Source organism: Cognatishimia sp. F0-27 (genome assembly GCF_020667845.1).
Taxonomy (GTDB): Bacteria; Pseudomonadota; Alphaproteobacteria; order Rhodobacterales; family Rhodobacteraceae; genus JAFMPQ01.
The window spans coordinates 97,237-122,476 of record NZ_JAFMPQ010000005.1 but is presented as its reverse complement, the minus strand read 5'-3'; the positions used below and the strand labels follow the sequence as shown (position 1 = coordinate 122,476).

Sequence of the window (25,240 nt, the reverse complement as noted above, 5' to 3'; positions counted from 1 at the left end):
ACCCTCAGGCGATCCCCGAAAACCGGTCTGGCAAGCGGTATTGCACCTGGTAGTCCGGCCGTGCGAACTCCCAGAAGCCGGTATCGCCGCGTGGCGCCCAGCTGTCGTGCATGTCCCGGCGCACCCACTCAAGATCAAAGCCCTGCTTCTCCTCAAGATCAGCAAAGCCGTCAAAGACCGCTTGATCATCCCCCCGCCTTTCGCGAAACCAGTGCCGCCCGACCGCGACATCGCGCGGCTTGCCTCCGATTTCCTCGGCAATCCGGTTTCGCCGGTCCATCGCATCGCAATAGGCGTCGAAGTCGCAGAACTTCAGATGCAGAAGGTAAAGCCCTTGCGGCGTGTTGAGCTGCGCGCTCCGGCTGAAATGCCCGCCCCGCGCGATTTTCACGCCCGAAGACAGGATGCAGGGCTTGGCATAATGTGGCGCGACGCGCACATGCCGACGTGGTCCGAGGACCTTGCCCGCAATCGGGTCTTTCTCACGGTCCCGGCGATGGATGACCTCAAGCCCAACAGGAGTGAGGACCTGCCGCTGTGGACTGCGGCGCAAGAGATCGAGCAAGGTGCCGCCATGTTGCGGATCGACGACGACAAGCTCATCCACATCGCCGACGATCACATGATCGTAGTAGCAGCGCAGCCCCTGCAAGACATGGTTCAATAGACGCCACCGCTTGACATCAAAATCGCTCCGCGGGGCCGCCGGCAAACCGATGATATTGCACCCCTCCGCCAAGGCCGCGACCTCCGGAGATCGTCCGTGATTCACCACGGTGCAATTCTCCCGCCCGAGCAGCCCGCCATAATACGCGACCCAGAGCGCCAGAAAAAACAAATCATCGCGCACCATGGTCAGGGCCGCCGCCACAGATTGCATGTTCCCTCCCGCATATGTCACCGGACCGATGCGCCGTTAGAGAATTCTGCACCAAACCTCCTTACAAAAGGTTGAAAACGGCAAAAAGGACGAAAGCCTCCGTGCAGCCCATGATCGACCCGATGACAAACCGCATGCGCCGCCGCGGGTGGTTCATGCAGTCTACCGATCATCGGATACGCCGCTTTCACGTTGTGGGAGAACGTGCGTCCGGAACCAATTACATCAATCGCTTGCTGGTTAAAAATACGCCTCTGATCCCGGCGGATGGCCTTGCATGGAAACATGGATTTCCGAGTATGATCGCCATCCCTTCGGACGTCTGTGTGTTTTGCATTTTTCGGGATGTGCGCGATTGGGTCCTGTCGATGCACGCACGTCCCTGGCACTGTAGCATCGCCATGCAGGCGCTTGATTTTTCGTCTTTTATCCGAGCGGAATGGGAGACGATCATTGACCGCAAGCGCTATTTTCCGCAAGCATGCCAAGACACGCTGATCGGCGCGCCCCTTCAGGCGGACCGAAACCCCGCGACCGGTGACCGCTTCGCCAATATCTTCGCCCTGCGCCGTGCCAAGATGAGCGCTTCACTCACTTATCTTTCAAGAGGTTGCAGCGTGTACTTCGTGCGCTATGAAGCCTTGGCCAAAGACCCCGAAGCCTTCTTGAGAGACGTCAAAAACAGTCTCGACCTTACGAACCACGAACCGTTCCGGCCCATCACGAGGCGCTTGGGCAACAGATTCAAACCAGCAATCCAAAGCCGGCCCGAAACGCCGCGCCATCTGTCGCAAGGTGACTTGAGATTTGCGCTGCAACAAATTGATCTTTCACTGGAAAAGAGAGTTGGATACCTTTACGAAACCGGTTTGTGACGCAGCGCCAGCGCCTCCACGGCATGCGCAACATGCGGAATGGGTGGGCAGGACTTCCGGGTCTCCAAAGAAACATGCAGCAAGAACTGATCGCATGTGGCAAGCGTTTCATCATCAGCACTCCGCTTCATCTCATGCCAAAGCCCGAGCTTTTTCCCAGCGCCCAACACCACGCGTGTTTCTACGTAAAAATCTTCAGCCACAAGTGTTTCCGCGACATACTTGATCTTGGTTTCCACGGTAAAGTAGCTGTACCCTCCAGCGATATAGGCGCGATCCGCGCCCACATGCGCCATCAACGCCTCCGACGCATCGGAAAACACTTGGCCATAGCGCCCTTCGTTCATGTGACCGTTGACATCCGACCAATCGACAGGGACCGAACGCCGCACGGTCACAAGCGGCACCGTATCCGCCAAGGGGGCACGCATCCGCGCGTCGTGCTCCGCAATGATCCGCCCGGCCGCAGCATCCTGCCCTTTCAGCGCGCGCAAGATCGCAACCAGATTGTCATCCCGCAGCCGTTCCAGACCGCGGATGGAGTACCCACCAGACTGGCTATCTGATTGATCGGAAATCAGATCGACAAGCGCGTCGTCAAACTCCGGCACATCCATCAGGCGCGTCCAGGGCCATTTCAGCGCAGGACCGAACTGCGCCATGAAGTGCCGCATCCCCGCTTCGCCCCCCGCAACACGGTAGGTTTCGAACAGCCCCATCTGCGCCCAACGCAGTCCAAATCCATACCGGATTGCGTTGTCGATCTCCTCTGTGGTTGCCACGCCGTCTTTGACCAACCACAGCGCCTCGCGCCACACGGCTTCGAGGAAACGATCGGCGATATGCGCGTCTATCTCGGCGCGTACGACAAGCGGAAACATCCCGATCTCGCGCAGGGTTTTCGTTGCAATGTCAAGTTTTTGCGGGTCTTTGTTCATGCCGGGAACCAGCTCGACCAGCGGCAGCAGATATACCGGGTTGAACGGGTGTGCGACCATGATCTGGTCCGGACGCCGGGCGCCGTCCTGCAATTGCGACGGCTTGAACCCGGACGTGGACGACCCGATCACCGCGTCCGAACGACAGGAGTCCTGGATCTCTGCAAGAATTTTGTGTTTGAGATCAAGCCGCTCCGGGACGCTTTCCTGAATCCACTCGGCATCGCGCACGGCCTCCGCAAGGCTCGCGCAGACCGTGATCTCGCCGCGTCGGGGCATCGGCGCGTCGTAGAGCATGGGCAGCGCACGCGCCGCCCCGTCCATGACTTCGGCCATCTTGCGCGGCGCGTCCGGGTCAGGATCGTATAATGCCACGGACCATCCCATCAGCGAAAACCGCGCGGCCCATCCGCCTCCAATCACGCCGCCGCCAATGATCGCCACCTGACGCATGTCACCTAACCCTCTGTCATTCTTGAAAGATCATAGCCGTACCACGCGAGGATCTTGCGTGCAGCCGCACGCCGCTCGCCGGGTTGGCCGGTCCGGTCCATGATCCAGACCCGCCCGCCCGATGGCGCGCCGATCGCCGCGGTGCGGTTGTTGATGTCCAGCCAATGGACCCACAAATCCTCGTCACCAAAGCGCAATCGCCCGCCGGTTGTCATGGCGACCGGCAGACGAACGCCCTCTACAACCACGTGATCTCTGGAAAACTGGACGGTCCCCAAGGGGATGCCCGCACCCTCGGTCACGATCCAAGCGCCCTGAAGCCGTGCAAGGGTCACATCGCTCTGCGACGCGATGGGCGCCGTGGGGTTGCGCAAAGGAAGCGAAAACGCGGCGGGCAGCGGCTCGAGCTCAGGTGCGGCACAGGCGGTCAGTCCCACAAGTCCGAGAACACCAAGTCCAAGAGCCCCAAGGCTGCGCATGCCCACCTCCACCGTTGCGCCCACGGGGCCTCACTTCACGCGGTTCGTCAATCACGAATTCCACAAATGCCCCGACAGCACCCTTCCGGCGCGCCATTCTCGCCGCAATCCGCTGTTACCCAACGACCATGTCACTGCTCAGCCCATTCCCGCCAGATGGCGCGCGCCTGCCTTCCGATCCTTCGGAAGCCCGTGCGCGGCTGTTCTGGCTGCACCAGGTCCTCGCACGCGAGCGACCCTCCGGTCTCGACGGCCTGCCACCGGATCAGGCCCTGACCTGGATCGACCGCGCCCAGGGATCGTTCGTCACCCTGTCACCGCCGCGGCACCGCTGGCGATGGACCAGACAACGCGACTATCTGTCGGAGATCTGGCCCCGGAACCCGGTTGCAACCACGAATTTCTCCGAGGAGTCCTGACGGCTCGCGGGTGGTTTGACGTTGGCAACCTTGGTGAAACGCCTCTTCAGTGTCTGTTGAAGCGTCCCCTCCGCCCCCCCGGCCAGCACCTTCGCCACAAAGGTGCCCCCCTCTTCGAGCACGTCGAAAGCCAGCTCCGCCGCCGCTTCGCAAAGCGCGATGATGCGCAGGTGATCGGTTTGCTTGTGGCCGGACGCAGACGCAGCCATGTCCGACATCACCACATCCGCCGGCCCTCCCAGCCAAGCCTTGACCTTATCGTCAGCGCCATCTTCCATGAAGTCGAGCTGATGGATCTGCGCGCCGGGGATCGGATCGACCTCCTGAAGATCCACCCCGAGGACAAACCCCTGCGCCTTGCTCTTGCGCTCGCCAAGCGCATTCACCCGCCGGACCGCCACCTGGCACCAGCCGCCCGGCGCGCAGCCAAGATCCACAACCCGCGCGCCGGGCACGAGGAAGCGGTATTTATCGTCCAGTTCCAGGATCTTGTAGGCCGCCCGCCCCCGGTAGCCATCAGCGTGGGCGCGCTTCACATACGGATCATTCAGCTGCCGTTGCAACCATAGCGTCGAGCTCAGCTTGCGCCCGCGCGCGGTCTTGACCTTGACCTTGAGATCGCGCTGCCCGCGCCCGGATGCGTTTTTCGGCTGCTTCGCCATGACGCGCCGCCCCCTTGTTTCTTCTGTCCAAAAATACCTCCGGGGGTCCGGGGGCTGGCCCCCGGCTCTACCGCAGACATGCTATAACGGTCCGTCTTCGAGAACACCATCGGCCGACATTTGCGCATAAAGCAGCCCTTCACGCAGGCCACGATCCGCCACCGAAAGCCGGTCGGTCGGCCAAAGCCGCAGGAGCGCCTGCAAAATCGCGCTGCCCGACATGATGAGCGCCTGCCGGTCCGGCCCGATCCTCGGATCGCGCCGGCGCCCCCCCGGCCCCAATGACAGGTAGCGCTGGATGACCTTTTCGATCTGGTCCGAACTCATGCGCAGGCCATCCACCTTGGTCCTGTCATAGCGTTTGAGCCCGAGATGCGAGGCCGCGACCGTGGTGACGGTGCCGGAGGTGCCGACGATCTGGAACCCCTCACGGGCCTGTTCATCCTGGTACGGGGTGAAATCCGCCAGATGCTCCTCGAAAAAGCAACTCATCAAAGCGTAGCGCGCGGAATCCGCCTCAACATCGGAAAACTGGTCGCGCAAGGTCGCCACGCCCAGCGGGACGGAGATCCAGTCCACCACCTTGGCTGTGGGGAACGGGCTGTCGGCGGTGTGGAACCCTGCATGCAGACGCATGATCGCACGGGGCCGGTCGCGCGGGGCCACGGAGCTGAGATCGATCCAGACCAGCTCTGTCGAGCCGCCGCCAATATCCACCACCAGCAGCTGTTCGGTCTTGGTCGACACCAGGGGTGCACAGGAAATCACCGCCAGCCGCGCCTCTTCTTCCGGCTGGATAATTTCGAGCTTGAGCCCGGTCTCGCGCCGCACGGTGCGGATAAACTCGCGCGCATTGGCCGCGCGCCGGCAGGCTTCGGTCGCGATAAGCCGCATCCGCGCGACATTGTGACGGTCAATCTTCTGACGACACACGCGCAGGGCCGCGATGGTGCGCGCCATCGAGGATCGGCTCAGACGGCCGGATCGCTCCAAACCCTGGCCCAGCTGGACCGATTTGGAAAAGCTGTCCACAACATGAAACTGACTGCCCTTTGGCTGGGCAATCAGCATGCGGCAACTGTTTGTTCCCAGATCCAACGCGGCATAGAGCGCGTTGGGATCGGGCCTGTCGGGCGCGGTGCTCTCAACCGGTATCGGGAAAGCGCCCGCAGCCTCGGGACGCTTTGGCGCCATGTCTCTGCGCCTTTATGGAAGATCAAGTTGGCTTCAAGATACGCATGCGGACCCAATCGCGCAAGACGCGTGCATCTTTGATCCAAGCGGATTGTCATAGAACGCCCCGAGATGCGCGTATTCGCGGTCGAGAAATGGCCGGATCGCATCGATTGCGGAACCGGACAACGCCTCAAGTTGCAGCCGCGCCCGAGACCGGTTGGCGCGCGGAATCTCCACGCTGCGGCGCGACAGCAACCCGAGGTCCCACGCCAGCGCATCGAGCTCTTCGATCCGGTAAACGCGGTTGTAGCGCGCCGGCCCGAGCTCCGGCCCGACAAAGGCCCACGCCCCGAGCGCATGGTGCTTGATGGACGATGCCAGAGCCTTGTAGCGGTCGAGATTGCGGAAAAACGTGTCCGGGTCCGGATCGGTTGGCAACTCGGGCGCATGGCGGCGCAGGCGGCGGCTCATCTTCAGCTCCCCGATCTCGCAGACCCGATTGGTGTAGACCGCAAGCAGACGCTCGACCGGGTCGCGGATCACGCAAAACCTGAAATGATCTTCATAGGCGGCCCAGCGATGCGGCCGAAAGCGCCGTGTCTGGTAGAGCCCGTGCACGTTGTGAACGTCATGCCCGCCGCGACCGTCCGCAAAGCCGCGGGGCGCTGCGGGGTCAATGCCCGCAAGCGCAAGCTTGACCGACGAACAGGCCGCCTTCGGCAGCGCCATATACGCAATCCGATATGCTTCGATCACGATCGCCATGTCCCGCGTGGCTCGCTCCTTTCCCAATTGTGCACCGCCCCGCGCAGGGCCTGCACGCCAGCCCCGGACAGGCCGCGTTGCCGCCCGCGCACGGCCTCCACACCAGCCCCGGACACAGGTCGCGTTCCTGCCCGTGCAGCGCGGCGCGTCCCGATCCCCCGCGCGCAAGCTTGGATGCCGAGACCCGCACCGCGAGGCAGCCCGCGCCCATGGCCGCGACGCAGCGCGCGCCGACACAGCCTGCTCCCTGCGCCGATGCGCTCGCCCCGACCTCCGGAGGCCTATCGAAGCCCTCACGCGCCCCGCGCTGGATCAACGCGTGCCATCCGGACCCGGCACCGCATGTGCGCGCTTCGAACGCAACTCTACCCGCCGTTCCTTTATGCTTTGCTAATCCGCCTCCCTCACGATGTGAATCACCCTCATGCAATCCATGAAAACTCCCACGGTCCCGCCCCCTTGGCCCGGCTCCGCAGATCCCTATGTTGCGGCCAGCTGTCGCGAAGAGCACCGCTTGCGTCGAAATCCGACCCTGCATGGCGCGCGGCAGTCGCTATTGAGGACTAGACACCGCTTCCGAGGATCCATCGTCATGCCCGATGTCACCATTGTCTACTGGCGCGATATCCCCGCGCAGGTCATCGTCGGCAAAGGCCGGCGCGGCGCAAAAGCCATTCTGCCCGAACGGTTCGAGCAGGCCATCGACCGCGCCGCCATGAAGGTCGGCGCCTCCGAAACGGACGCCTATCTCGCCGAGTGGCGCAAGGCGCCGTCCGGCAGCATCGAGGGCGACCCCCAGGCCATCGCCACACGGGAAGCGGCGCGGCTCGACGCCGAGTACGACACCGATCGCATCAAGACCCTGATCGCCAATGACGGCTGGGCCGCGCCCACCGAAAACGGACAGCAGGCCTGATGCGCCCCGATTCTTGACCTCATGACCCTCAGGGAGGCGCTTATGGCCTTGCTCAATTTCCGTCGCCGCGAAGAGACGCCCTCCGGCGTCAACCCCCAGGTCGAGGCGTTCCTCGACGGCTATTCCATCGAGGTGATGCCCCGCACCGCCGCCAAGGTGGAGGATTTCCGCGCCCTGCTGCCCGAGGGCACGCGGGTCTACATCGCCCATATCGAGGGCACGCCGATCGAAGAGATGGTCGCCACCGCCGCGCGCCTTGCACAGGATGGCTACCGGGTCATGCCGCATTTCCCCGCCCGGATCATCAAGGACGCGGCAACGCTGGCCGACTGGATCGCGCGCTACCAGGGCGAGGCCGGGGTGGATCAGGCGCTGCTGCTCGCGGGCGGTGTCGCAACGCCGCAAGGCGATTTCCACTGCTCGATGCAGCTGCTCGAAACCGGCCTGTTCGACAAGGCGGGGTTCAAGCGCCTGCATGTGGCGGGCCACCCCGAAGGCAATCGCGACATCGACCCCGACGGCGGCAGCGCCAATGTCGACGACGCCCTGCGCTGGAAGCAATCCTTCTCCGAACGCACCGACGCGCAGATGGCGCTCGCCACGCAGTTCGCTTTTGAGGCCAAGCCGATCATCGCATGGGCCGACGGTCTGCGCGCCGCGGGCATCGACCTGCCGATCCATATCGGCATCGCGGGCCCCGCCAAGCTACAAACCCTGATCAAATTCGCCATCGCCTGCGGCGTCGGCCCCTCGCTCAAGGTGCTGCAAAAGCGCGCCATGGACGTCTCCAAGCTGCTCCTGCCCTACGAGCCCACCGACGTGATCGCTGAGCTGGCCGCCCACAAGGCCGCCAACCCCGATTTCAACATCGAACGGGTGCACTTCTTCCCGCTCGGCGGCATCAAGACCAACGCAAACTGGGCCATCGAGCACGGCGGCGCCTCCGCGACACCGGCGGGGCGCGCGTAACCCCGCCTCCGGCAGCCAGGCAGGCAACGCTCGGGACATGTCGCGTCTGGCCCAACCGACGGCCAGACGCGACAGAAGGCCGATTTTGGTCTATGCTCCAAAGGTGCATTCCGGAGTATGGTCCATGGCGTCCCAAAGAACATTGATCTCCAACGGCAATCCCATGGAGGCGATTGTCGGCTTCAGCCGTGCCGTTCGGGTCGGACCGTTCATCGCCGTCGGCGGCACCGCACCCGTTGATCAGAATGGAAACACCGTCGGCGTCGGTGACGTTTTCCTCCAGACCGGGCGCTGCTTTGAAATCATCCGGTCTGCGCTGGAAGAGGCCGGATCAGGCCTTCATGATATCGTCCGCACCCGTGTCATCCTGACAGATATCGACAACTGGAAACAGGCCATCGAGGCCAGGAAACTCTTCTGTCAGGACGCGCGCCCGGTCGACACGATCATGGCGGTCAGCCGCTTCGTGAACCCCGAATGGCTGGTGGAGATCGAAGTCGACGCGGTGGTCGCCGACGCCATATAGGTTATCGCGTTTGTACCGACCTGCGCCCTTGCCCCGCCCGTGTCGCGCGACCGGGCTGCGAGGCAGTCCAACGCGCTCGGACATATGCGCACCGAGGCGTGCGTCATCCCGAACGCCGCCTGCGTTGTAACCGCGTTCACCATCATCATGAACGGAATGATCCTGTAGGTCGCGCGTGTTTGCGGTTATGTCGTTTGCGCACAGGCTCTTTGCATCGGACCTTCTAGGGTCGCGCAAAGACGACGTCCCTGGCACAGAAAAGAGAGCGCCTCCATGACCCGCACCGTCATCGAATCCAAGACCAAGACCGCCGTGATCGGCTTTGACGAGCCCTTCTGCGTGATCGGAGAACGCATCAACCCGACGGGCCGCAAGATCCTCAACGAAGAGCTCGAGCGCGGCGATTTCTCCCGCGTGGAGGCCGACGCGCTGGCGCAGGTCGCCGCCGGGGCCAACGTGCTCGACATCAACTCGGGCGCGGTGTTCTCCAACAAGATGGCCGAAGACCCGCGCTACGCCGACAACAACTTCGTCGAGCCAGACCTCATGCGCGCGCTGATCGAACGGGTGCAGGCGGTGACCGATTGCCCGCTCTGCATCGACAGCTCCGTGCCCGGCGCGCTCGAAAACGGCCTCAAGGCTGCCGAAGGCCGCCCGCTGCTCAACTCGGTGACCGGCGAGGAAGAGCGGCTGGAGCTGGTCCTGCCGCTGGTCAAGAAATACAACGTGCCGGTTGTGGCCATCTCCAATGACGACACCGGCATCTCCGAGGATCCGGAGGTCCGCTTTGCGGTGGCCAAAAAGATCGTCGAACGCGCGGCGGATTTCGGCATTCCGGCGCATGACATCGTGGTCGACCCGCTGGTCATGCCGATCGGCGCCATGGGCACCGCGGGGCTGCAGGTCTTCACGCTCGTGCGCCGTCTGCGCGAAGAGCTGGGCGTCAACACCACCTGCGGCGCGTCCAACATCTCCTTTGGCCTGCCCAATCGCCACGGCATCAACAACGCCTTCCTGCCGATGGCCATGGGCGCCGGCATGACATCGGCCATCATGAACCCGGTCGCATTGCCGGTGAACGCCGCCAAGCTCGCCGAAAAACGGGCAGAGGTCGAAGCCGCGGGGATCATCCTGCCCGAGGGCATGGACGACGAAACCTTCGTGCAGATGTTCGGCATGGGCTCGACGAAACCGCGCCCGGGCAAGGAAATGGAAGCGATCCGCGCGGCAAACTTCCTGACGAACAACGACGATGGGGGCGCAGCCTGGATCGAATTCAACCGCCAACCGCCCAAGGCCGGTCACGAGGGGCGCGGACGCGCGGGCCGCACCGGAGGGCGTCGCAGGCGCGCCTGACCAACCGCCCGGGCCCGGGCCTGCGCGGGACAACACATCCGTGAGCACAGCACCCTGCCCCGATTTCGATACCGAAAGACTGACGGTCCGCAACTGGGCCGCCAGTCTTCGCGACGAAAAATGCCGCGCGTCCCTCGGCCGCGCCCTGGCCGGACTGCTCTCAGAGCCCGTGCTGCGCCACCTGCCCGACAGCTTGCAGCCGGACCTCGCGCGTTGCGACCCCATGCGCGCCTGGATCGATGCGCGCGCGGCCAACGGCACCGTTTACACCCTGCGCCCGCGGGAAGGCGGTCCGCTGCTCGGCCTTCTGACCCTCGCGCAGCCCGCCCCTGAGGACCTGCGCATCGGCTATCTGCTTGGAGAGGCATATTGGGGGCGCGGCCTCGCCAGTGAGCTGGTTGCGGGCCTTCTGCGCGCCCTGCCCCCAGGACCGGGGCGCGTGATCCATGGCAGCGTCGTTCCGGAAAACACCGGCTCTGCAAAGGTGCTGCTCAAGGCAGGCTTCCTGCCGGATGCGGCGCGCTCAACCCCGTCGCTCACGCTCTACACGAAACGCGCCTGATCCCGCCGCGCGCGCGCCGGGGGACAACCGCACCCCACCTGCGAGATCGAGCACCCCGCTTTGTTGCGCCCCGCCTGTTCAGGACACCCAAAGCGCCCCGCCTTGCGACACCGTCGCCGCCGACACCGCTCGGCGCGCTGTGCCGCGCTCCATCCCAGCCGCGCCATCCCGGCCGCGCGCCATCTCGCATGGAACTCGCCCCGCATCCCCGCCCGGAAAACCCGCTCCGCCCCGCCGCTGGCGCTTTGCACGGCCCGGCCATGCTGCAGCTGCGATACACATGGAATGTGCATGGATTGTGCATGCGATATGCATCCGCCTCACGGCGCGGTTTTGCTGCGCCTGCACGAACGCGTCCCGCGCCCGCCCGCCGCGCGCCCCGGTTTCTTTGGGCCTGAAATATCCCGGGGGAGTCTTCGCCTGCGAAGACGGGGGCAGCGCCCCCGACAAATTCCCACCTGCGCGGCTCAGGCGCTCTCTTTCCGGATCCGGATCGTGCCCGCCGCCTCGGCCAGATCGCGCGCAATGGCAAAGGCGCCCTTGATCTTGTCGGCATCCGACGACCAGTCCCGGCGCACCACGATCTTGTTGTCCTTGACCTTGGCCAACCCCTTCTGGGCCTTGATGAAACTCACAAGCCCCTCGGGCTTTGCGAACTTGTCATTGTGGAACTGGATCGTGGCCCCTTTCGGACCCGCATCCAGCTTGGCGATCCCGGCACGCTTGCACATGGCCTTGATCCGCACCACCAAAAGCAAGGTATTGACCTCCTTGGGTAATTTTCCGAACCGGTCAATCAGCTCCGCGGCAAACCCCTCCAGCTCGACCTTCTTGGTCAGGCCGGAAAGCCGCCGGTAGAGCCCAAGGCGCACATCCAGATCGGGCACGTAGTCTTCCGGGATCAACACCGGCACGCCAAGATTGATCTGCGGCGCCCATTGGTCATCGCCGGCGTCAAGCCCCTGCAATTCGCCGGACTTGATCTTGGCGATCGCCTCTTCCAGCATCGACTGATACAGTTCGTAACCCACGTCGCGCATCTGGCCGGATTGTTCCTCGCCCAGAAGATTGCCCGCCCCGCGAATATCGAGGTCTTGGGAGGCAAGGGAAAACCCTGCGCCCAGCGTGTCGATGCTTCCCAGCACCCGCAGCCGTTTTTCCGCCGTCGCGGTCAGTTTCGCGCGCGGCTTGGTGGTCAGGTAGCAATAGGCGCGTGTCTTGGACCGCCCGACCCGACCCCGGATCTGGTAAAGCTGCGACAGGCCGAACATGTCGGCGCGATGCACGACCATGGTGTTGGCCGTCGGGATATCGAGCCCGGATTCCACGATGGTCGTCGCCAGAAGAACGTCGTATTTCCCATCGTAAAAGGCGTTCATACGCTCATCGAGCTCGCCCGCGGCCATCTGGCCATGAGCCACCACATAGGTGATCTCGGGCATCTGTTCGCGCAGGAACTCCTCGATCTCCGGAAGATCCGCAATCCGCGGCACCACGTAAAACGACTGCCCGCCGCGATAATGCTCGCGCAGCAGCGCTTCGCGGATCGTCACCGGATCGAACTCCGACACATAGGTGCGGATCGACAGACGGTCCACCGGCGGCGTGCCGATGATCGACAAGTCGCGCACCCCTGTCAGACTGAGTTGCAGCGTGCGCGGGATCGGCGTCGCTGTCAGCGTGAGCACATGAATGTCAGAGCGCAGTTGCTTCAGCCGCTCCTTGTGTTGCACGCCGAAATGCTGCTCCTCGTCGATGATCAGCAGGCCCAGATTGTTGAAGCGGATGCCCTTGGCCAGAAGCGCGTGGGTGCCAACGGCAATGTCCACGGTGCCCTTCGAGATACCCTCGCGGGTAAGCGCCGCCTGCTTGGCCGAAACAAACCGCGACAGCGGCGAGACCTGAAGCGGAAAGCCCCGGAACCGTTCGGCAAAACTGTTGTAATGCTGGCGCGCCAGAAGCGTCGTTGGCGCAATCACCGCCACCTGCACGCCGGACATGGCCGCCACGAACGCCGCGCGCATGGCCACCTCGGTCTTGCCGAAGCCGACATCGCCACAGATCAGACGGTCCATCGGCTGCCCGGAATGCATGTCGTCCATCACGTCTTCGATGGCATTCATCTGGTCATCCGTTTCCTGATAGGGGAAGCGCGCGGCAAAACTCTCCATCGCACCCGCCGGCGGATCCATGACCGGAGCCTTGCGCAGAGCACGCTCGGCAGCGATCCGGATGAGCCGGTCCGCCATCTCACGGATGCGCTCCTTGAGCCGCGCCTTCTTGGCCTGCCACGCGCCACCGCCGAGCCGATCCAGCAGCCCCTCTTCGTGACCGTATTTCGAGAGCAACTCGATATTCTCGACCGGCAGGTAGAGCTTGGCGTTCTCGGCATATTCGAGCGTGATGCATTCATGCGCCGCGCCGGCCGCCGTGATCACCTCCATACCGATAAAGCGCCCGATCCCGTGATCGACATGAACAATCAGATCACCGGGGCTGAGGCTCTGGGTCTCGGTGAGGAAGTTCTCGGCCCGGCGCCGCTTGCGCGGTTGGCGTATGAGCCTGTCGCCCAGCACATCCTGCTCCGAGATCACGGTCAGGCGGGTCTTCTCGTCGCCCTCTGGCATGGGCGCCTCGAAGCCTTGCTCCAGCGCCCAGACTGCCAGATGCAGACCCCGTTTGCCGATCCGCGTGCCATTGGTGATCGGCACGGCTTCGGCCAGCCCTTCATCCTCGATAAGGCCGGTCAGGCGCTCCCGTGCCCCTTCGGAATACGAAGCGATCACCACCGGCCCGAGGTCCAGCCGGGACTTGATATGGTCCGCCAGCGCAGCAAAAAGGCTGACGGATTCCTGCTGACGCTCCATCGAGAAGTTGCGCCCGATCCGCCCCCCGGCGTCAACCACCCCGGGTCCGGAGGCTTGCGGCAAGGGATGGAACTGCACGCGCCTCCGCGCCCCGAGCGCCTCTTCCCAGGCCGCGTCGTCCAGATAGAGCAACCCCGGCGGCACCGGCTTGTAGGGGCTGGAGCCCAGGGTCTTCTTCTGGTTCAGCGCATGCTGGCGGGTGCCATATTGATCCTCGATGCTCTCCCACCGCGCAAGCCGTGCGGGGGTCAGTTGATCATCCATCAGAACCGGCGCGTCAGGCAGGTAATCGAACAGCGTTTCGAGACGTTCGTGAAAGAACGGAAGCCAATGTTCGATGCCCTGATGCTTCCGGCCGGCACTCACCGACTCATAGAGCGGGTCGTCGGTTCCGGCGGCACCGAATTCGATCCGGTAGTTTTGCCGGAACCGCGTAATCGCGGCCTCGTCGAGAATCACCTCCGACACCGGCGCAAGCTCGACCACATCGAGCTTTTCGGTCGTGCGCTGGGTCGCGGCGTCGAAGCGACGCGCGCCATCCAGCGTGTCGCCAAAGAAATCGAGCCGCACCGGCCCGCCATCCCCGGGCGGAAAGATGTCGACGATCCCGCCGCGCACCGCGTAATCCCCCGGCTCCGTCACCGTCGGTGCCTTGGAAAAGCCCATGCGCGCAAGGAACTGCCGCAAGGCGTCCTCATCGACGCGATCGCCAACCCGCGCGGTGAACGCCGCATCGCGCAGCACGCGCCGCGCCGGCACCCGCTGCGTTGCCGCCGACAGGGTCGTGAGCAACACGAACCGCCCTGGCATGCCGTGCACCAGACCGGCAAGCGTCGCCATGCGCGCCGCAGAAATATCCGCATTGGGAGAGACCCGGTCATACGGCGTGCAATCCCATGCCGGAAAATGCACAACCGGCAGATCCGGAGCAAAAAAGGCCAGCGCGTCGCGCATGGATGCCAGCCGCTTGTCATCGCGGGCAACATGCACGACCGGGCCTTGCACCTTCTCGATTTCGGAGACGATCAGGCGCGCGTCAAACCCTTCCGGGGCGCCGCCGATGATTGTGGTTCTGTGTGCCATGCGGCTCACATGGCGCGCGCAGCGCGTGTCGTCAACTGCATCGGCGCGCGAAGTGCGACGGGCCGTTACAAAACCCCGATCGAGAGGTTCTGATACATGCCCCAGACAGCGGTCACAAAGATCGAGATCATCCCGATGATCTGGGTCATCACCCGGTGGATGCGCAACCGGCGGAACAGCGCCGCGCCTGCGTTCTCACCGGCATGTATGCGGCGCGACGAATAGACCCCGAGAAGCCCGACCAGCGTCATCGGAAACGCCAGCAGAAACACCGCCTGCGCCAGTTCGATCCCGTAGACGAACCCGGTCAGCGCAAGGCCGGTCAACAAGGCAGATCCCATCGCGGCGAGCCAGAGTCCGGTTTCCTCCACGATGAACAGCAACCGGTTGGTATTGATGCGCACCAGATCCTGAAGATCCAACTCTGCCTGCCCGCCCAGCTTGCGGGCCCGGGTTACCATGTCGAACGGCACCCCCATGACCCAGTGGCTGGCGGTTGACCAGACCACCGCCAGCACGATCCAGAACCAGAGGTTGGAAAAGGAGCGCATGTCGATGACTTCGAAAACGGTGCTGTAGATATCCAAGAAACGCCTCTCAAAGCCGGTCAAGCGCCGGAGTGGCGCGGGGTTTCACGGCGTTCTAGCGCGCCGGATTCGCTTTGCCCAGAGGGGGACGGCTCCGAGGCGCGCGGTTTCGGGGGCTGGACAAGACGGGACAGCCTGTCCGATACCTTTGCGCAACACATGCCCGCGCGGTTTCGCGCCCCGGTCCGCTTCAGAAAGGTTCCGCCATGCGCCCCAGTCAGGCCCCCTTCCCCGCCACCCGTTTGCGCCGTCTCCGGCGGACACCTGCCCTGCGGGCGCTTGTCCAGGAAAACACGGTCACGCCGGCGGATTTCATCTGGCCGGTCTTTGTGCGCGACGGTGACGGCGTTGTCGAGCCAATCCCCTCCATGCCGGGCGTCAACCGGCTATCCGTGGACAAGGTCGTCGAGGCCGCCCGCGAGGCCCATGCGCTGGGCATCCCCGCGATCTGCCTCTTCCCCTATACCGACCCGGCATTGAAAACCAAGGATTGCGCCGAGGCCTGGAACCCCGACAATCTCAGCAACCGGGCCACGCGCGCCATCAAGGATGCGGTGCCGGAGATCGCCATCATGACCGATGTGGCGCTGGACCCTTACAACATCGACGGGCATGACGGCTTTGTCGAGGACGGCGCCATTGTGAATGATCGCACGGTCGAGGCGCTGGTCAGGCAAACCCTGAGCCAGGCCGATGCCGGGGCCGACATCATCGGCCCGTCGGACATGATGGACGGGCGGATCGGCGCGATGCGCGACGCGCTAGAAGCAGCAGGCCACCAGGGCGTGTCGATCCTGTCTTATGCCGCGAAATACGCCTCCGCGTTCTACGGCCCCTTCCGCGACGCGGTGGGCGCATCCGGCGCGCTCAAGGGCGACAAGAAGACCTACCAGATGAACCCCGCAAATGCCGATGAAGCCATGCGGCTCATCGAGCGCGACCTGCGGGAAGGCGCGGATATGGTCATGGTCAAACCCGGCATGCCCTATCTCGACATCTGCCGCCGCGCCAAGGACAGCTTCGGCGCACCGACCTTCGCCTATCAGGTGTCCGGCGAATACGCGATGATCGCCGGCGCCGCGGAGCGTGGATGGGTCGACGGTGACAAGGTGATGCTCGAAAGCCTGATGGCCTTCAAACGCGCAGGCTGCGACGGCGTTCTGACCTATTTTGCGCCGGCGGCGGCGCGCCTTCTGAACGGCTGAGCAAATCGCCCGCGCGGCTTGGGCCGGATCTCTCCGCCGGGTCTGCTGCAGGCAAGTCACCATCGCCCTGCCGTCTCGCCGCCTCCGCCCGGTCGGCATCCAGACGCGTGCGTTTCTTCTGTCCGGAAATACTCAAACCGCCGGGGCTCTGCCCCGGTAATCAAAAATGAAAATTCAGAGCTTGCCGGCAAGCACCCCGTCAGTTTTCCAAAGCGGTTTTCCGCTTTGTGATCGGTGCAGTTGGTGACAAAGCCCTCCTTTTCCGCTATCCCTGTGGATAACCGGCCGCCAAAAGGCCGGATCAGAGGCATTCCGCGCACCCGGCGTCCCGGGCGCGGCAACATAACGAGCGGTGACATGACCCTTTCGCGACGCACATTCTCCATGGGCCTTGTGGCTCTTCCCCTTTTGTCGGCCTGCGGCAACGGCATCGGGAGCCGCGGGCCGGCGACCATCGATGCCCGTGTCGACCAGACCCTTTCCCAGCTTTATGCCAACTACCCGGCCACGCAGGATCTCGCCGCAAAATCCACCGGCATTCTGGTGATGCCCCTGGTCACCGAGGCCGGCCTCGGCGTCGGCGGGGCCTACGGGCGTGGCGCCTTGCGGGTCGGCGGCGTGACGGTGGATTACTATTCCATGACCAAGGCCTCCGGCGGGTTGCAGATTGGCGGCCTGCAATACTCGCATGTGCTTTTTTTCATGACGGACGATGCGCTGCTGAACTTCCGGCGCTCGCCGGGCTACGCGGCTGGCGCCAACGTGGAATATGCCACCCCGGAACGCGGCGAGCGGCTGTCAGCGGAAACGACCACCTCCATGGCCCCGGTCATCGCGGTTGTGTTCGGTCAATCGGGACTGCGGGTTGGCGCGACGCTTGAGGGCGTCAAATACACGCGCATCATTCCCTGATCACGCGACGCGGGGCGCAGCCCTGCTGCGCTGTCCGGGATCCCGGCGCGGATCCGACAAGACGATCCAACAGGCGGCGCCAGTCATGACAGGCGCCGCTTTTTCGTGCGGGTGACGGGGCCGCGACGGGGCCCGGACGGGCTCAATGATAGCGAAACTCGCCAACCACATTGCGCCATTCTCCGGAGGAAAGCATCGTGCGATGGGTGAATTCCACCGAATGCAGCGCCCCATCGATTTCCGCCTTCCAGAAATCGATAAAGGACAGCAAACGGTCGTGATCCGGCGCGCGGTCATAGTCCTGCCAGACAAACGTGTTGAGAACATTGGGATAGTCCGGCATCCGGTAATACATCTGCGCCGTGGTCAGACCGTAGCCCTTGAGCAGCAGTTCGGTTTCGCAGGGTGTGTTTTGAAGGGGTTTTGCCATACTCGGGCCCTCATCGTTTTTTCTTGTGAGAAAATTCTGGCAAGCAACTGTGGAGATTTCAATAATAACAGCATGTTAGCAGCAAGCTGCCGTGGCTGCTAAGACCTGTCTGGCTGCCCGGCATTGCACTCTAGGGCTTGGTGCTGATACAGTCCGCACAACTAGATATGGCAGCGTAACAGACAGGCCCCCAAAGTGAGCGATACGCCAGAACCCCCTGAAAACGAAGACGAAATCAAGCCGGTGCCCACCGGGCCATCGATTTCCATCTCGCAGGAGATGAAAAACAGCTATCTCGACTATGCCATGAGCGTGATCGTGAGCCGGGCCATTCCGGATCTGCGCGACGGGTTAAAACCTGTGCACCGGCGCATCCTCTATACGCTTTGGGAAAACGGCCAGACCCGGGCAAAGCCCTATCGCAAATGCGCCACTGCCGTTGGCGACGTGATGGGGCGCTATCACCCGCACGGAGATTCGGCGGTCTATGACGCGCTGGTCCGCATGGCGCAGGACTTCTCGATGAGCCTGCCGCTGATCGACGGACAGGGCAATTTCGGCTCGATGGATGGCGACCCGCCCGCGGCCTACCGCTACACCGAGAGCCGCTTGCAGAAAGCCGCCGAGGCGCTGCTTGAGGATATCGAGAAAGACACGGTCGATTTCGTTCCGAACTACGCCAACGAACGCAACGAACCGACGGTTCTGCCGGCGCGCTATCCCAACGTGCTGGTCAACGGCGCCGAAGGCATCGCCGTGGGCATGGCCACCCGCATTCCGCCCCACAACCTTGGCGAGGTGGCCGACGCGACACTGGCCCTGATCGAAGACCCTGATCTCACGTCAGAGCAGCTGATCGACTATATCCCCGCCCCGGATTTTCCGACCGGCGGCGTGATCCTCGGCCGCTCGGGCGCGCGCAAGGCCTATATCGAGGGGCGCGGCTCGGTGATCATCCGCGCCAAGACCCGGGTGGAAGAGATCCGGCGCGACCGCTACGCCATCGTGATCGACGAGATCCCCTATCAGGTGAACAAGGCCACGATGATCGAGCGCATCGCCGAGGCCGCGCGCGACAAGAAGATCGAAGGCATCGCCCATGTGCAGGACGAAAGCGACCGTGACGGCGTGCGGGTTGTGGTCGAGCTCAAGCGCGATGCCACGGCGGAGGTGGTGCTGAACCAGCTCTTCCGCTTCACGCCCATGCAGACCTCCTTTGCCTGCAACATGCTGGCCCTGAACGGGGGGCGGCCCGAGCAGCTCACTCTGCGCGCCTTCCTGACGAACTTCCTCGATTTCCGCGAGGAGGTGATCGCGCGCCGCACCGCCCACCTCCTGCGCAAGGCGCGCGAGCGCAGCCACATCCTGTGTGGCCTTGCGGTTGCGGTGAGCAATGTGGACGAGGTCGTGGCCACGATCCGGGCGTCGCGGGACGCAGCGGAGGCCCGCGAGAAGCTGATGACCCGGCGGTGGCCTGCCAAGGAAATCCTGCCTTACATCGCGCTGATCGACGATCCCACCCACAAGGCGAACGAGGATGGGACCTACAACCTGTCCGATGCGCAGGCGCGCGCCATCCTCGAGCTGCGGTTGCAACGCCTGACCCAGCTTGGCGTCAAGGAGGTCACCGACGAGCTCGAAGAGCTGGCCGCCAAGATCAAGGAATATCTCGATATCCTGTCCAGCCGCGAACGCATTCTCGGGATCGTCGCAGACGAGCTCAAGGCGGTGCGCGACGCCCACGCCGTGCCCCGGCGCACAGAGATCGTCGACTGGTCCGGTGACATGGATGACGAGGATCTGATCGAGCGCGAGGACATGGTCGTGACCGTGACCGCGGGGGGCTATATCAAACGCACCGCGCTCACCGAGTTCCGCTCCCAGCGGCGCGGCGGCAAGGGGCTGTCGGGCGGGTCTCTGAAAGACGATGACGTGGTGACGAACCTCTTTGTCGCCAACACGCATACCCAGCTTCTGTTCTTCACAACCGACGGGATGGCCTACAAGCTCAAGACATGGCGCTTGCCGCTTGGCGGGCGCACATCGAAGGGCAAGGCCATCGTCAACATCCTGCCGATCCCGACCGGCGTGAGCGTCGCGGCGATCATGCCGGTGGATCGCCCCGAGGAAGAATGGAACGACCTCCAGATCGTTTTTGCCACCAACAAGGGGTCTGTGCGGCGCAACAGGCTGTCGGATTTCACCAATGTGAAGTCGAACGGCAAGATCGCGATGAAATTCGAAACCGATCCCGACGATACCGAAACCGATGTCAGCGGCATGCGCCTGATCAACGCGCGGATCTGCTCCGAAGACGATGACATCATGCTCGTGACCAATGCCGGGCGGGCGATCCGCTTCCGCGTGCCGGATGTGCGTGTGTTCAACTCGCGCAATTCGACCGGGGTGCGCGGCATCCGTCTGCCGGAAGGCACCGAGGTGGTCTCCATGTCGGTTGTGCGCCATTCGAAATACGAACCGGAGCAGCGCACCGCCTATCTCAAGATGCGCCGCGCGATGGCGGGCCTGACCGAGGACGCCGAGGGCGAGGACGACGAGGCCATCGCGGATCCCAACTTCTCGACCGAGCTCTACGCGGAGATGTCGGCAGCAGAGAACCTGATCCTGACCATCACCGCAGGGGGGTTGGGCAAGCTGAGTTCGAGCCATGATTACCCGGTGCGCGGCCGCGGCGGTCAGGGCGTCACGGCCTGGGAGAAATCCATGCGCGGCGGCGCCATTGTCGCCAGCTTCCCGGTGGAACTGGACGACCAGATCATGTTGGCCACGTCGAAAGGCCAGTCCATCCGGGTGCCGGTCGACGGGATCTCCTTCCGCTCGCGCAGCGCCGGGGGCGTCAAGGTCTTCAACACCGGCGAGGGAGAAGAAGTCGTGTCCGTTGCCTGGATCGCGGATCAGGGCGACGAGGAAGAGGGCGACGTGCCACCCGCCGCGGATACAGGCGCCCCCGAGAACGGCTGACCCTTCTGGTGGGCAACGCCGTGCCCTGCCCCGCGCTGCCCCGACAGACAGGATTAAAAAGCGCCGGCCGAGAGGTCGGCGTTTGCCGTTCTTGGGCCGCTTGTTCAGAACAGACCGAACATGGCGGTGTCGAGCATCCACATGCTGTGCTGGCCGGCGCGACAAGCCATCCTTGCGTTCCGGATCAAGCCGCCTGTCTTTGCGCATTTGCGCACCAAATCTGCGCGTTGGTCGGCAATTCCCTTCCGCTGCCCCCGCAACAGATAAAGCGCCATCACTCAAACACGGGGATTGCTATAATGACTGCCTCTTCCACCAACGCCGCGCTGCTTGTCGCTCGGGTCTTGCTCGGTTTGCTTTTTGTCATGGCCGGGATCGGCAAGCTGGCCGATGTGCAAGGCTTCGGCGTCTTCATGGCGACGGGCGGCATCCCGGCGGCTCTCGCCTGGCCGGTTGTTCTGTTCGAAATCATCGCTGGCCTGATGCTGATCGCGGGTCTGTTCACGCGTGCGACCGCTTGGGCGCTTGCCGCATTTTGTGTTGCATCAGGCGCGCTGTATCATTTTGATCCCGCCGACCAGATGCAGATGACACAGCTTCTCAAAAACCTTGCCCTTGCCGGGGGCTATGTCGCGCTCTCCATTTCCGGGGCCGGAGCCTATTCGCTCGACGCGCGCCGCGGAAGCGGGTTTGCGGCCGCAAACGCCTGATCGTTTTTCCAGCCACTCACGGAACAACAAAGAAAGAGCGCGGCCGGCGGCCGCGCTCTTGTTGTTTGGAGCGATAACGAAGTCCTCAAAAGGCGCCAGCCTGTCTCAGGACAACCCGTAAAGTCCGCGAAACTTGTCTTCGAGATAGGTGAGCAGCGGTTCTTCGGACACCGGCTGCCCGGATGCCCGCTCGATCACCTCGCGCGGCGGGTAAAGCCCGCCATGGTGCTGCACAGCCTCACGCAGCCACGCCGTCGCGGCGGCCGTGTTTCCCCGGGAAAGCTGTGTGTCGAGATCGCTCACATCGCGGCGCAGCGCTTCATGCAGACAGCCTGCATAGACATTGCCCAGCGTGTAGGTCGGGAAATACCCGAACATTCCCGCCGACCAATGCACATCCTGCAACACGCCGTTCGAGGGCCTGTCCACCGCATAGCCGAAATCGGCCTCGAACCGGGCGTTCCACGCCTCTTCGAGATCATCCACCGCCAGCTCACCGGAAATGATCTTGCGCTCGAGATCGAAGCGCAGAAGCACGTGCAGATTGTATTGCACCTCGTCCGCTTCGGTGCGGATATAGCCTTTGTGCAGGCGATTGACCTGACGGTAGAACGCCTCTTCGTCCGCGATACCGAAATCGCCGAACGTGTCGCGCATCCGCTTGTAGAGCCAGCCGGTGAAGGCACGGCTCCGCCCGAGCTGGTTCTCATAGATCCGGCTCTGGCTTTCATGCACGCCCATCGACGCCCCGCGGCCAAGTGGCGTCAATCGAAACGCCGGGTCGACGTTCTGTTCGTAGGTCGCATGACCGACCTCATGGATCGTCGAGTAGAAGCAGTTGAACGGATCGGTATCAACCGTGCGCGTGGTGATCCGCACATCGTCGCCGGAGCCGGAGCTGAACGGATGCACCGCCTTGTCGAGCCGCCCGCGGCTGAAATCATAGCCAAAGGCCGCCGCAAGCTCCCGCGACAGCGCCATCTGAAGCTCCGGTTCGAAAGAATGCGTCATCCGGTCCGGGGGAGACTGTTCCAGAACCGCTTCGCGCAACGCCACGAGCCGCGGCCGCAGGGCGGTGAACATCGCTTCGAGATCGGCCGCCTTTCCACCCGTCTCGTAGTCATCGAGCAACGCATCATAGAGCGACCCGTTGCCTGCAAGGGCGGCGCCCTCCTCACGACGCAGCGCAACGATCTCCTTGAGAACCGGCGCAAAAGCCGCAAAGTCATCATTGGCGCGCGCCTCGATCCAGGTGACCTGGGCTCGGCTCGTGGTGCGCGCAATCTCGGCCGCCAGCCGTGCGGGAACCTTCGTCGCGCGCCCAAAGCTGCGCCGGATGTGGCGCAGCTGCGCGGCGTCCGTCTCGCTCAGCGTCGCATCGTCAATCTGTCCGAGCCAGTCGCCGACACGCGCATCCGTTCGCCGCTCATGCAGCACATGCTCCAGCGCTGCCATTTCCTCCCCGCGCTGCTCCGCAGAGCCGCGCGGCATCATGGTCTCCTGATCCCAGCCCTGTCGACCGGCGACTTGTCCAAGCGCTTCGGTGTCGCGCTGAAAACTCATTAACTGCTCAAATGCCTGCACGCCTTATCCTCTTATCGACTGTTGCACCGGGTAGCGGGCTGCAAACCGCCCCCGAAGGATCAGCACCCAAAGCAGAATGGCTCCGATCTGATGAACGATCGCAATATGCCAAGGCGCCATATAAACAACCGTGACGATACCGATCACAACCTGAAGTAGCAATACCACCATCACGGAATTGAACCGGTAGCGTGTATCGCGATTGGCGGAGCGACGCGCGATGAGCCACACCGCGATCCCAAAGAGGAAAAGGCCATATCCAGCCATGCGATGAAGGAATTGGACCAACCCGGCATTCTCAAAGAAATTCCGCCAGACGGGATCGATATCGAAGGGATAGGGCGGCAGGAACCCACCTGCCATCAGCGGCCAGTCGTTATAGGTCCGGCCAGCATCGATCCCGGCCACCAAGGCCCCGATCAGGATCTGAGCGAAGGCGAAGTACAGCAGGACCGACGACCACGCAAACAGCCCGGTGTCGGCGTTGCGCCGCGCCTGTATCAAATCACGCTCTTCCCGGCCCAGCGTAAAGACATACCACGCAATCAGACCGAGAATGACAAAAGCCAGGCCAAGATGCGTTGCCAGACGATAGGACGCGACATCGAGCATCTCGCCTTCGAGGCCGGAGGCCACCATCCACCAGCCAATCGCCCCCTGGAGCCCGCCGAGCACACCGAGACCCAGCAGCCGCCCCGTCCACCCCGTCGGGATCTTGCGCGCCACGAGGAAACCGAAAAAGCCAAGCGCCCAGACCACACCGATGAAACGGCCAAGCTGTCGGTGCCCCCATTCCCACCAGTAGATGAACTTGAACTCCGCAAGGCTCATACCGCGGTTCTGCAACTGGTATTCCGGGATGGCGCGATATAAGTCGAATTCCCTTTGCCAGTCTTCCGCGTTCATCGGAGGAAGCGCGCCGGTCAGCGGTTTCCATTCGGTGATCGACAAGCCACTGTCGGTAAGACGGGTCAACCCGCCCACGACGATCATCACCATCACCAACATGAACAGCATCATCAGCCACAGGCGGATCGCGCCACGCGCGCCGCGCTTGCCCGCATCAATCATACCACCCGCCGGAACCGGTTTGGCCTTGCTGTCGCTGCCGACCTCTTCAAAGAGTTTTCTTTGTCCTGCCATGAGTAAGAACTGCCTTGCACTTTGGGCCAAGCGGCCCCCTGTCGTCTTTGGGCGGAACCTAGACCTGCCGTGCACGCCCTTCAAGCGCGGCCTTCTGCCACTGTGAGCGGGGCGATCGCGTCGGCGGAACCGACAGGGGCAAAAAAACGGCGCGGGTCGCAACGCCCCGCATGAGATCCGGCACAAGCGGCGTCGCGCCAAAGTCCGATTGGACGTCTCCAACCTCCACCGTGCAAAGCGCGCAGCCCGGCAATCCGGACAGATGCCGCACCGGATGCGCGCCCTTTGGGGGTCTGGAATACCTTGGTCAGGCTTTCCCGACTACGCGACGGGACACAAAGGCGGTATTCTGACTACACGATTTCAAGACAGTCCGACGGGCCTGGGAGCCCTTTCACAAAGCCATATTCAAAAGGACCAAACCTATGAAAACGCTTCTCATTTCCGCCGCTATCGCAGCCAGCACCCTCTTCGGGGCCTCGACGGCCTCCGCCACGCAGGCTTGGGTCGAGCATGGCATTTCGCTCAACGCACGGTCCGGCCCGGGCACCGGTTATCACGTGCTCGGCACGTTTAGTCCCTGCACCAAGGTGCATGTGGTCGGTCACAAACACGGCTGGGCAAAGGTGTCCTTCAATCATCATCATTACTGGGTTTCAGCGAAATATCTCAGCAACCATGCCTGCCGCTACGCAAAGCCCAAGCACAAGAGCTACGGCTACTGACGAACAAGCACGCGTCTCCCTGAGTGACCTCCCGAT

At 63.3% G+C, this 25,240-nt stretch carries 22 protein-coding genes; 11 read left to right on the top strand and 11 right to left on the bottom strand.

The genetic code is table 11. The annotated features are described in order from the left end of the window. Positions 1-4: 4 nt before the first annotated feature. The gene (locus J1C49_RS04705) at positions 5-880 is read right to left on the bottom strand and encodes a glycosyltransferase family 2 protein (protein WP_227444651.1); all 876 of its coding nucleotides are present in this window, start codon (positions 878-880) and stop codon (positions 5-7) included. 110 nt (positions 881-990) lie between these two features. On the opposite strand from J1C49_RS04705, the gene J1C49_RS04700 reads away from it, so the two are divergent. Next, positions 991-1,755 (top strand): hypothetical protein, encoded by a 765-nt coding sequence (locus J1C49_RS04700; RefSeq protein WP_227444666.1) that lies wholly within the window; start codon positions 991-993, stop codon positions 1,753-1,755. Here the strand turns inward: J1C49_RS04700 and J1C49_RS04695 are convergent. The 5 genes from J1C49_RS04695 to J1C49_RS04675 all read right to left on the bottom strand — a co-directional run bounded on the left by J1C49_RS04695 (position 1,737) and on the right by J1C49_RS04675 (position 6,647). Then, the gene (locus J1C49_RS04695; protein ID WP_227444650.1) at positions 1,737-3,146 is read right to left on the bottom strand and encodes a carnitine 3-dehydrogenase; all 1,410 of its coding nucleotides are present in this window, start codon (positions 3,144-3,146) and stop codon (positions 1,737-1,739) included. The genes J1C49_RS04700 and J1C49_RS04695 overlap by 19 nt on opposite strands. A gap of 5 nt (positions 3,147-3,151) precedes the next feature. Next, entirely contained in the window at positions 3,152-3,625 is a 474-nt protein-coding gene (locus J1C49_RS04690; RefSeq protein WP_227444649.1) for a lipocalin family protein, read from the bottom strand. 355 nt (positions 3,626-3,980) lie between these two features. Continuing rightward, on the bottom strand, positions 3,981-4,706 hold the full coding sequence (locus J1C49_RS04685; RefSeq protein ID WP_227444648.1) for an RlmE family RNA methyltransferase: 726 nt from the start codon (positions 4,704-4,706) through the stop codon (positions 3,981-3,983). Between the two features lie 81 nt (positions 4,707-4,787). Then, positions 4,788-5,900, bottom strand: a complete 1,113-nt coding sequence (locus tag J1C49_RS04680) for a Ppx/GppA phosphatase family protein (protein WP_227444647.1) — start codon at positions 5,898-5,900, stop codon at positions 4,788-4,790. 33 nt (positions 5,901-5,933) lie between these two features. Further along, positions 5,934-6,647, bottom strand: coding sequence for a sulfotransferase family 2 domain-containing protein (locus J1C49_RS04675; protein ID WP_227444646.1), 714 nt, complete (start codon positions 6,645-6,647; stop codon positions 5,934-5,936). Between the two features lie 592 nt (positions 6,648-7,239). Between J1C49_RS04675 and J1C49_RS04670 the strand changes: the two genes are divergently transcribed. From J1C49_RS04670 to J1C49_RS04650, 5 genes are all read left to right on the top strand, one after another. Then, positions 7,240-7,563: a virulence factor gene (locus tag J1C49_RS04670; RefSeq protein WP_227444645.1), complete on the top strand. Its 324-nt coding sequence runs from the start codon at positions 7,240-7,242 to the stop codon at positions 7,561-7,563. Between the two features lie 42 nt (positions 7,564-7,605). Further along, positions 7,606-8,532, top strand: a complete 927-nt coding sequence (locus J1C49_RS04665) for a methylenetetrahydrofolate reductase (RefSeq protein ID WP_227444644.1) — start codon at positions 7,606-7,608, stop codon at positions 8,530-8,532. Positions 8,533-8,656: 124 nt separating this feature from the next. Next, complete coding sequence (locus tag J1C49_RS04660; protein ID WP_227444643.1) at positions 8,657-9,058, top strand: RidA family protein; 402 nt, start codon at positions 8,657-8,659, stop codon at positions 9,056-9,058. Positions 9,059-9,331: 273 nt separating this feature from the next. Further along, complete coding sequence (locus tag J1C49_RS04655) at positions 9,332-10,414, top strand: methyltetrahydrofolate cobalamin methyltransferase (RefSeq protein WP_227444642.1); 1,083 nt, start codon at positions 9,332-9,334, stop codon at positions 10,412-10,414. 40 nt (positions 10,415-10,454) lie between these two features. Next, the gene (locus tag J1C49_RS04650; RefSeq protein WP_227444641.1) at positions 10,455-10,976 is read left to right on the top strand and encodes a GNAT family N-acetyltransferase; all 522 of its coding nucleotides are present in this window, start codon (positions 10,455-10,457) and stop codon (positions 10,974-10,976) included. A 467-nt stretch (positions 10,977-11,443) separates the two neighbouring features. Here J1C49_RS04650 and mfd read toward each other — a convergent pair whose 3' ends face one another. Together mfd and J1C49_RS04640 are read right to left on the bottom strand one after the other, a co-directional pair. Continuing rightward, a complete protein-coding gene (gene mfd / locus J1C49_RS04645) occupies positions 11,444-14,926 on the bottom strand; it encodes a transcription-repair coupling factor (protein ID WP_227444640.1) in 3,483 nt (1,160 codons plus the stop codon). Positions 14,927-14,991: 65 nt separating this feature from the next. Further along, positions 14,992-15,513: a component of SufBCD complex gene (locus J1C49_RS04640; RefSeq protein WP_227444639.1), complete on the bottom strand. Its 522-nt coding sequence runs from the start codon at positions 15,511-15,513 to the stop codon at positions 14,992-14,994. Between the two features lie 206 nt (positions 15,514-15,719). Between J1C49_RS04640 and hemB the strand changes: the two genes are divergently transcribed. Beyond that, entirely contained in the window at positions 15,720-16,718 is a 999-nt protein-coding gene (gene hemB / locus J1C49_RS04635; protein ID WP_227444638.1) for a porphobilinogen synthase, read from the top strand. Positions 16,719-17,075: 357 nt separating this feature from the next. Then, entirely contained in the window at positions 17,076-17,630 is a 555-nt protein-coding gene (locus tag J1C49_RS04630) for a YSC84-related protein (RefSeq protein WP_227444637.1), read from the top strand. Positions 17,631-17,772: 142 nt separating this feature from the next. On the opposite strand, the gene J1C49_RS04625 is transcribed toward J1C49_RS04630, so the two are convergent. Further along, a complete protein-coding gene (locus tag J1C49_RS04625) occupies positions 17,773-18,060 on the bottom strand; it encodes an usg protein (RefSeq protein WP_227444636.1) in 288 nt (95 codons plus the stop codon). Positions 18,061-18,255: 195 nt separating this feature from the next. Between J1C49_RS04625 and gyrA the strand changes: the two genes are divergently transcribed. Both gyrA and J1C49_RS04615 read left to right on the top strand, forming a co-directional pair. Continuing rightward, on the top strand, positions 18,256-21,042 hold the full coding sequence (gyrA, locus tag J1C49_RS04620; protein WP_227444635.1) for a DNA gyrase subunit A: 2,787 nt from the start codon (positions 18,256-18,258) through the stop codon (positions 21,040-21,042). 299 nt (positions 21,043-21,341) lie between these two features. Beyond that, positions 21,342-21,752, top strand: a complete 411-nt coding sequence (locus tag J1C49_RS04615; RefSeq protein ID WP_227444634.1) for a DoxX family protein — start codon at positions 21,342-21,344, stop codon at positions 21,750-21,752. Between the two features lie 105 nt (positions 21,753-21,857). On the opposite strand, the gene J1C49_RS04610 is transcribed toward J1C49_RS04615, so the two are convergent. Together J1C49_RS04610 and ctaA are read right to left on the bottom strand one after the other, a co-directional pair. Continuing rightward, complete coding sequence (locus J1C49_RS04610; protein ID WP_227444633.1) at positions 21,858-23,336, bottom strand: carboxypeptidase M32; 1,479 nt, start codon at positions 23,334-23,336, stop codon at positions 21,858-21,860. A 3-nt stretch (positions 23,337-23,339) separates the two neighbouring features. Continuing rightward, entirely contained in the window at positions 23,340-24,479 is a 1,140-nt protein-coding gene (gene ctaA / locus J1C49_RS04605) for a heme A synthase (protein ID WP_227444632.1), read from the bottom strand. Positions 24,480-24,904: 425 nt separating this feature from the next. On the opposite strand from ctaA, the gene J1C49_RS04600 reads away from it, so the two are divergent. After that, positions 24,905-25,204 (top strand): SH3 domain-containing protein, encoded by a 300-nt coding sequence (locus J1C49_RS04600; protein WP_227444631.1) that lies wholly within the window; start codon positions 24,905-24,907, stop codon positions 25,202-25,204. Positions 25,205-25,240: the final 36 nt, after the last annotated feature.

Excerpts from the sequence above, each read along its gene's own strand:
- mfd (WP_227444640.1), bottom strand. The coding sequence starts at position 14,926 with ATGGCACACAGAACCACAATCATCGGCGGCGCCCCGGAAGGGTTTGAC.
- J1C49_RS04600 (WP_227444631.1), top strand. The coding sequence starts at position 24,905 with ATGAAAACGCTTCTCATTTCCGCCGCTATCGCAGCCAGCACCCTCTTC.
- J1C49_RS04680 (WP_227444647.1), bottom strand. The coding sequence starts at position 5,900 with ATGGCGCCAAAGCGTCCCGAGGCTGCGGGCGCTTTCCCGATACCGGTT.
- J1C49_RS04615 (WP_227444634.1), top strand. The coding sequence starts at position 21,342 with ATGACTGCCTCTTCCACCAACGCCGCGCTGCTTGTCGCTCGGGTCTTG.
- J1C49_RS04665 (WP_227444644.1), top strand. The coding sequence starts at position 7,606 with ATGGCCTTGCTCAATTTCCGTCGCCGCGAAGAGACGCCCTCCGGCGTC.
- J1C49_RS04670 (WP_227444645.1), top strand. The coding sequence starts at position 7,240 with ATGCCCGATGTCACCATTGTCTACTGGCGCGATATCCCCGCGCAGGTC.
- J1C49_RS04695 (WP_227444650.1), bottom strand. The coding sequence starts at position 3,146 with ATGCGTCAGGTGGCGATCATTGGCGGCGGCGTGATTGGAGGCGGATGG.
- hemB (WP_227444638.1), top strand. The coding sequence starts at position 15,720 with ATGCGCCCCAGTCAGGCCCCCTTCCCCGCCACCCGTTTGCGCCGTCTC.
- J1C49_RS04675 (WP_227444646.1), bottom strand. The coding sequence starts at position 6,647 with ATGGCGATCGTGATCGAAGCATATCGGATTGCGTATATGGCGCTGCCG.
- J1C49_RS04690 (WP_227444649.1), bottom strand. The coding sequence starts at position 3,625 with ATGCGCAGCCTTGGGGCTCTTGGACTTGGTGTTCTCGGACTTGTGGGA.
- J1C49_RS04660 (WP_227444643.1), top strand. The coding sequence starts at position 8,657 with ATGGCGTCCCAAAGAACATTGATCTCCAACGGCAATCCCATGGAGGCG.
- J1C49_RS04655 (WP_227444642.1), top strand. The coding sequence starts at position 9,332 with ATGACCCGCACCGTCATCGAATCCAAGACCAAGACCGCCGTGATCGGC.
- J1C49_RS04625 (WP_227444636.1), bottom strand. The coding sequence starts at position 18,060 with ATGGCAAAACCCCTTCAAAACACACCCTGCGAAACCGAACTGCTGCTC.
- J1C49_RS04705 (WP_227444651.1), bottom strand. The coding sequence starts at position 880 with ATGCAATCTGTGGCGGCGGCCCTGACCATGGTGCGCGATGATTTGTTT.
- ctaA (WP_227444632.1), bottom strand. The coding sequence starts at position 24,479 with ATGGCAGGACAAAGAAAACTCTTTGAAGAGGTCGGCAGCGACAGCAAG.
- J1C49_RS04630 (WP_227444637.1), top strand. The coding sequence starts at position 17,076 with ATGACCCTTTCGCGACGCACATTCTCCATGGGCCTTGTGGCTCTTCCC.
- J1C49_RS04685 (WP_227444648.1), bottom strand. The coding sequence starts at position 4,706 with ATGGCGAAGCAGCCGAAAAACGCATCCGGGCGCGGGCAGCGCGATCTC.
- J1C49_RS04700 (WP_227444666.1), top strand. The coding sequence starts at position 991 with ATGATCGACCCGATGACAAACCGCATGCGCCGCCGCGGGTGGTTCATG.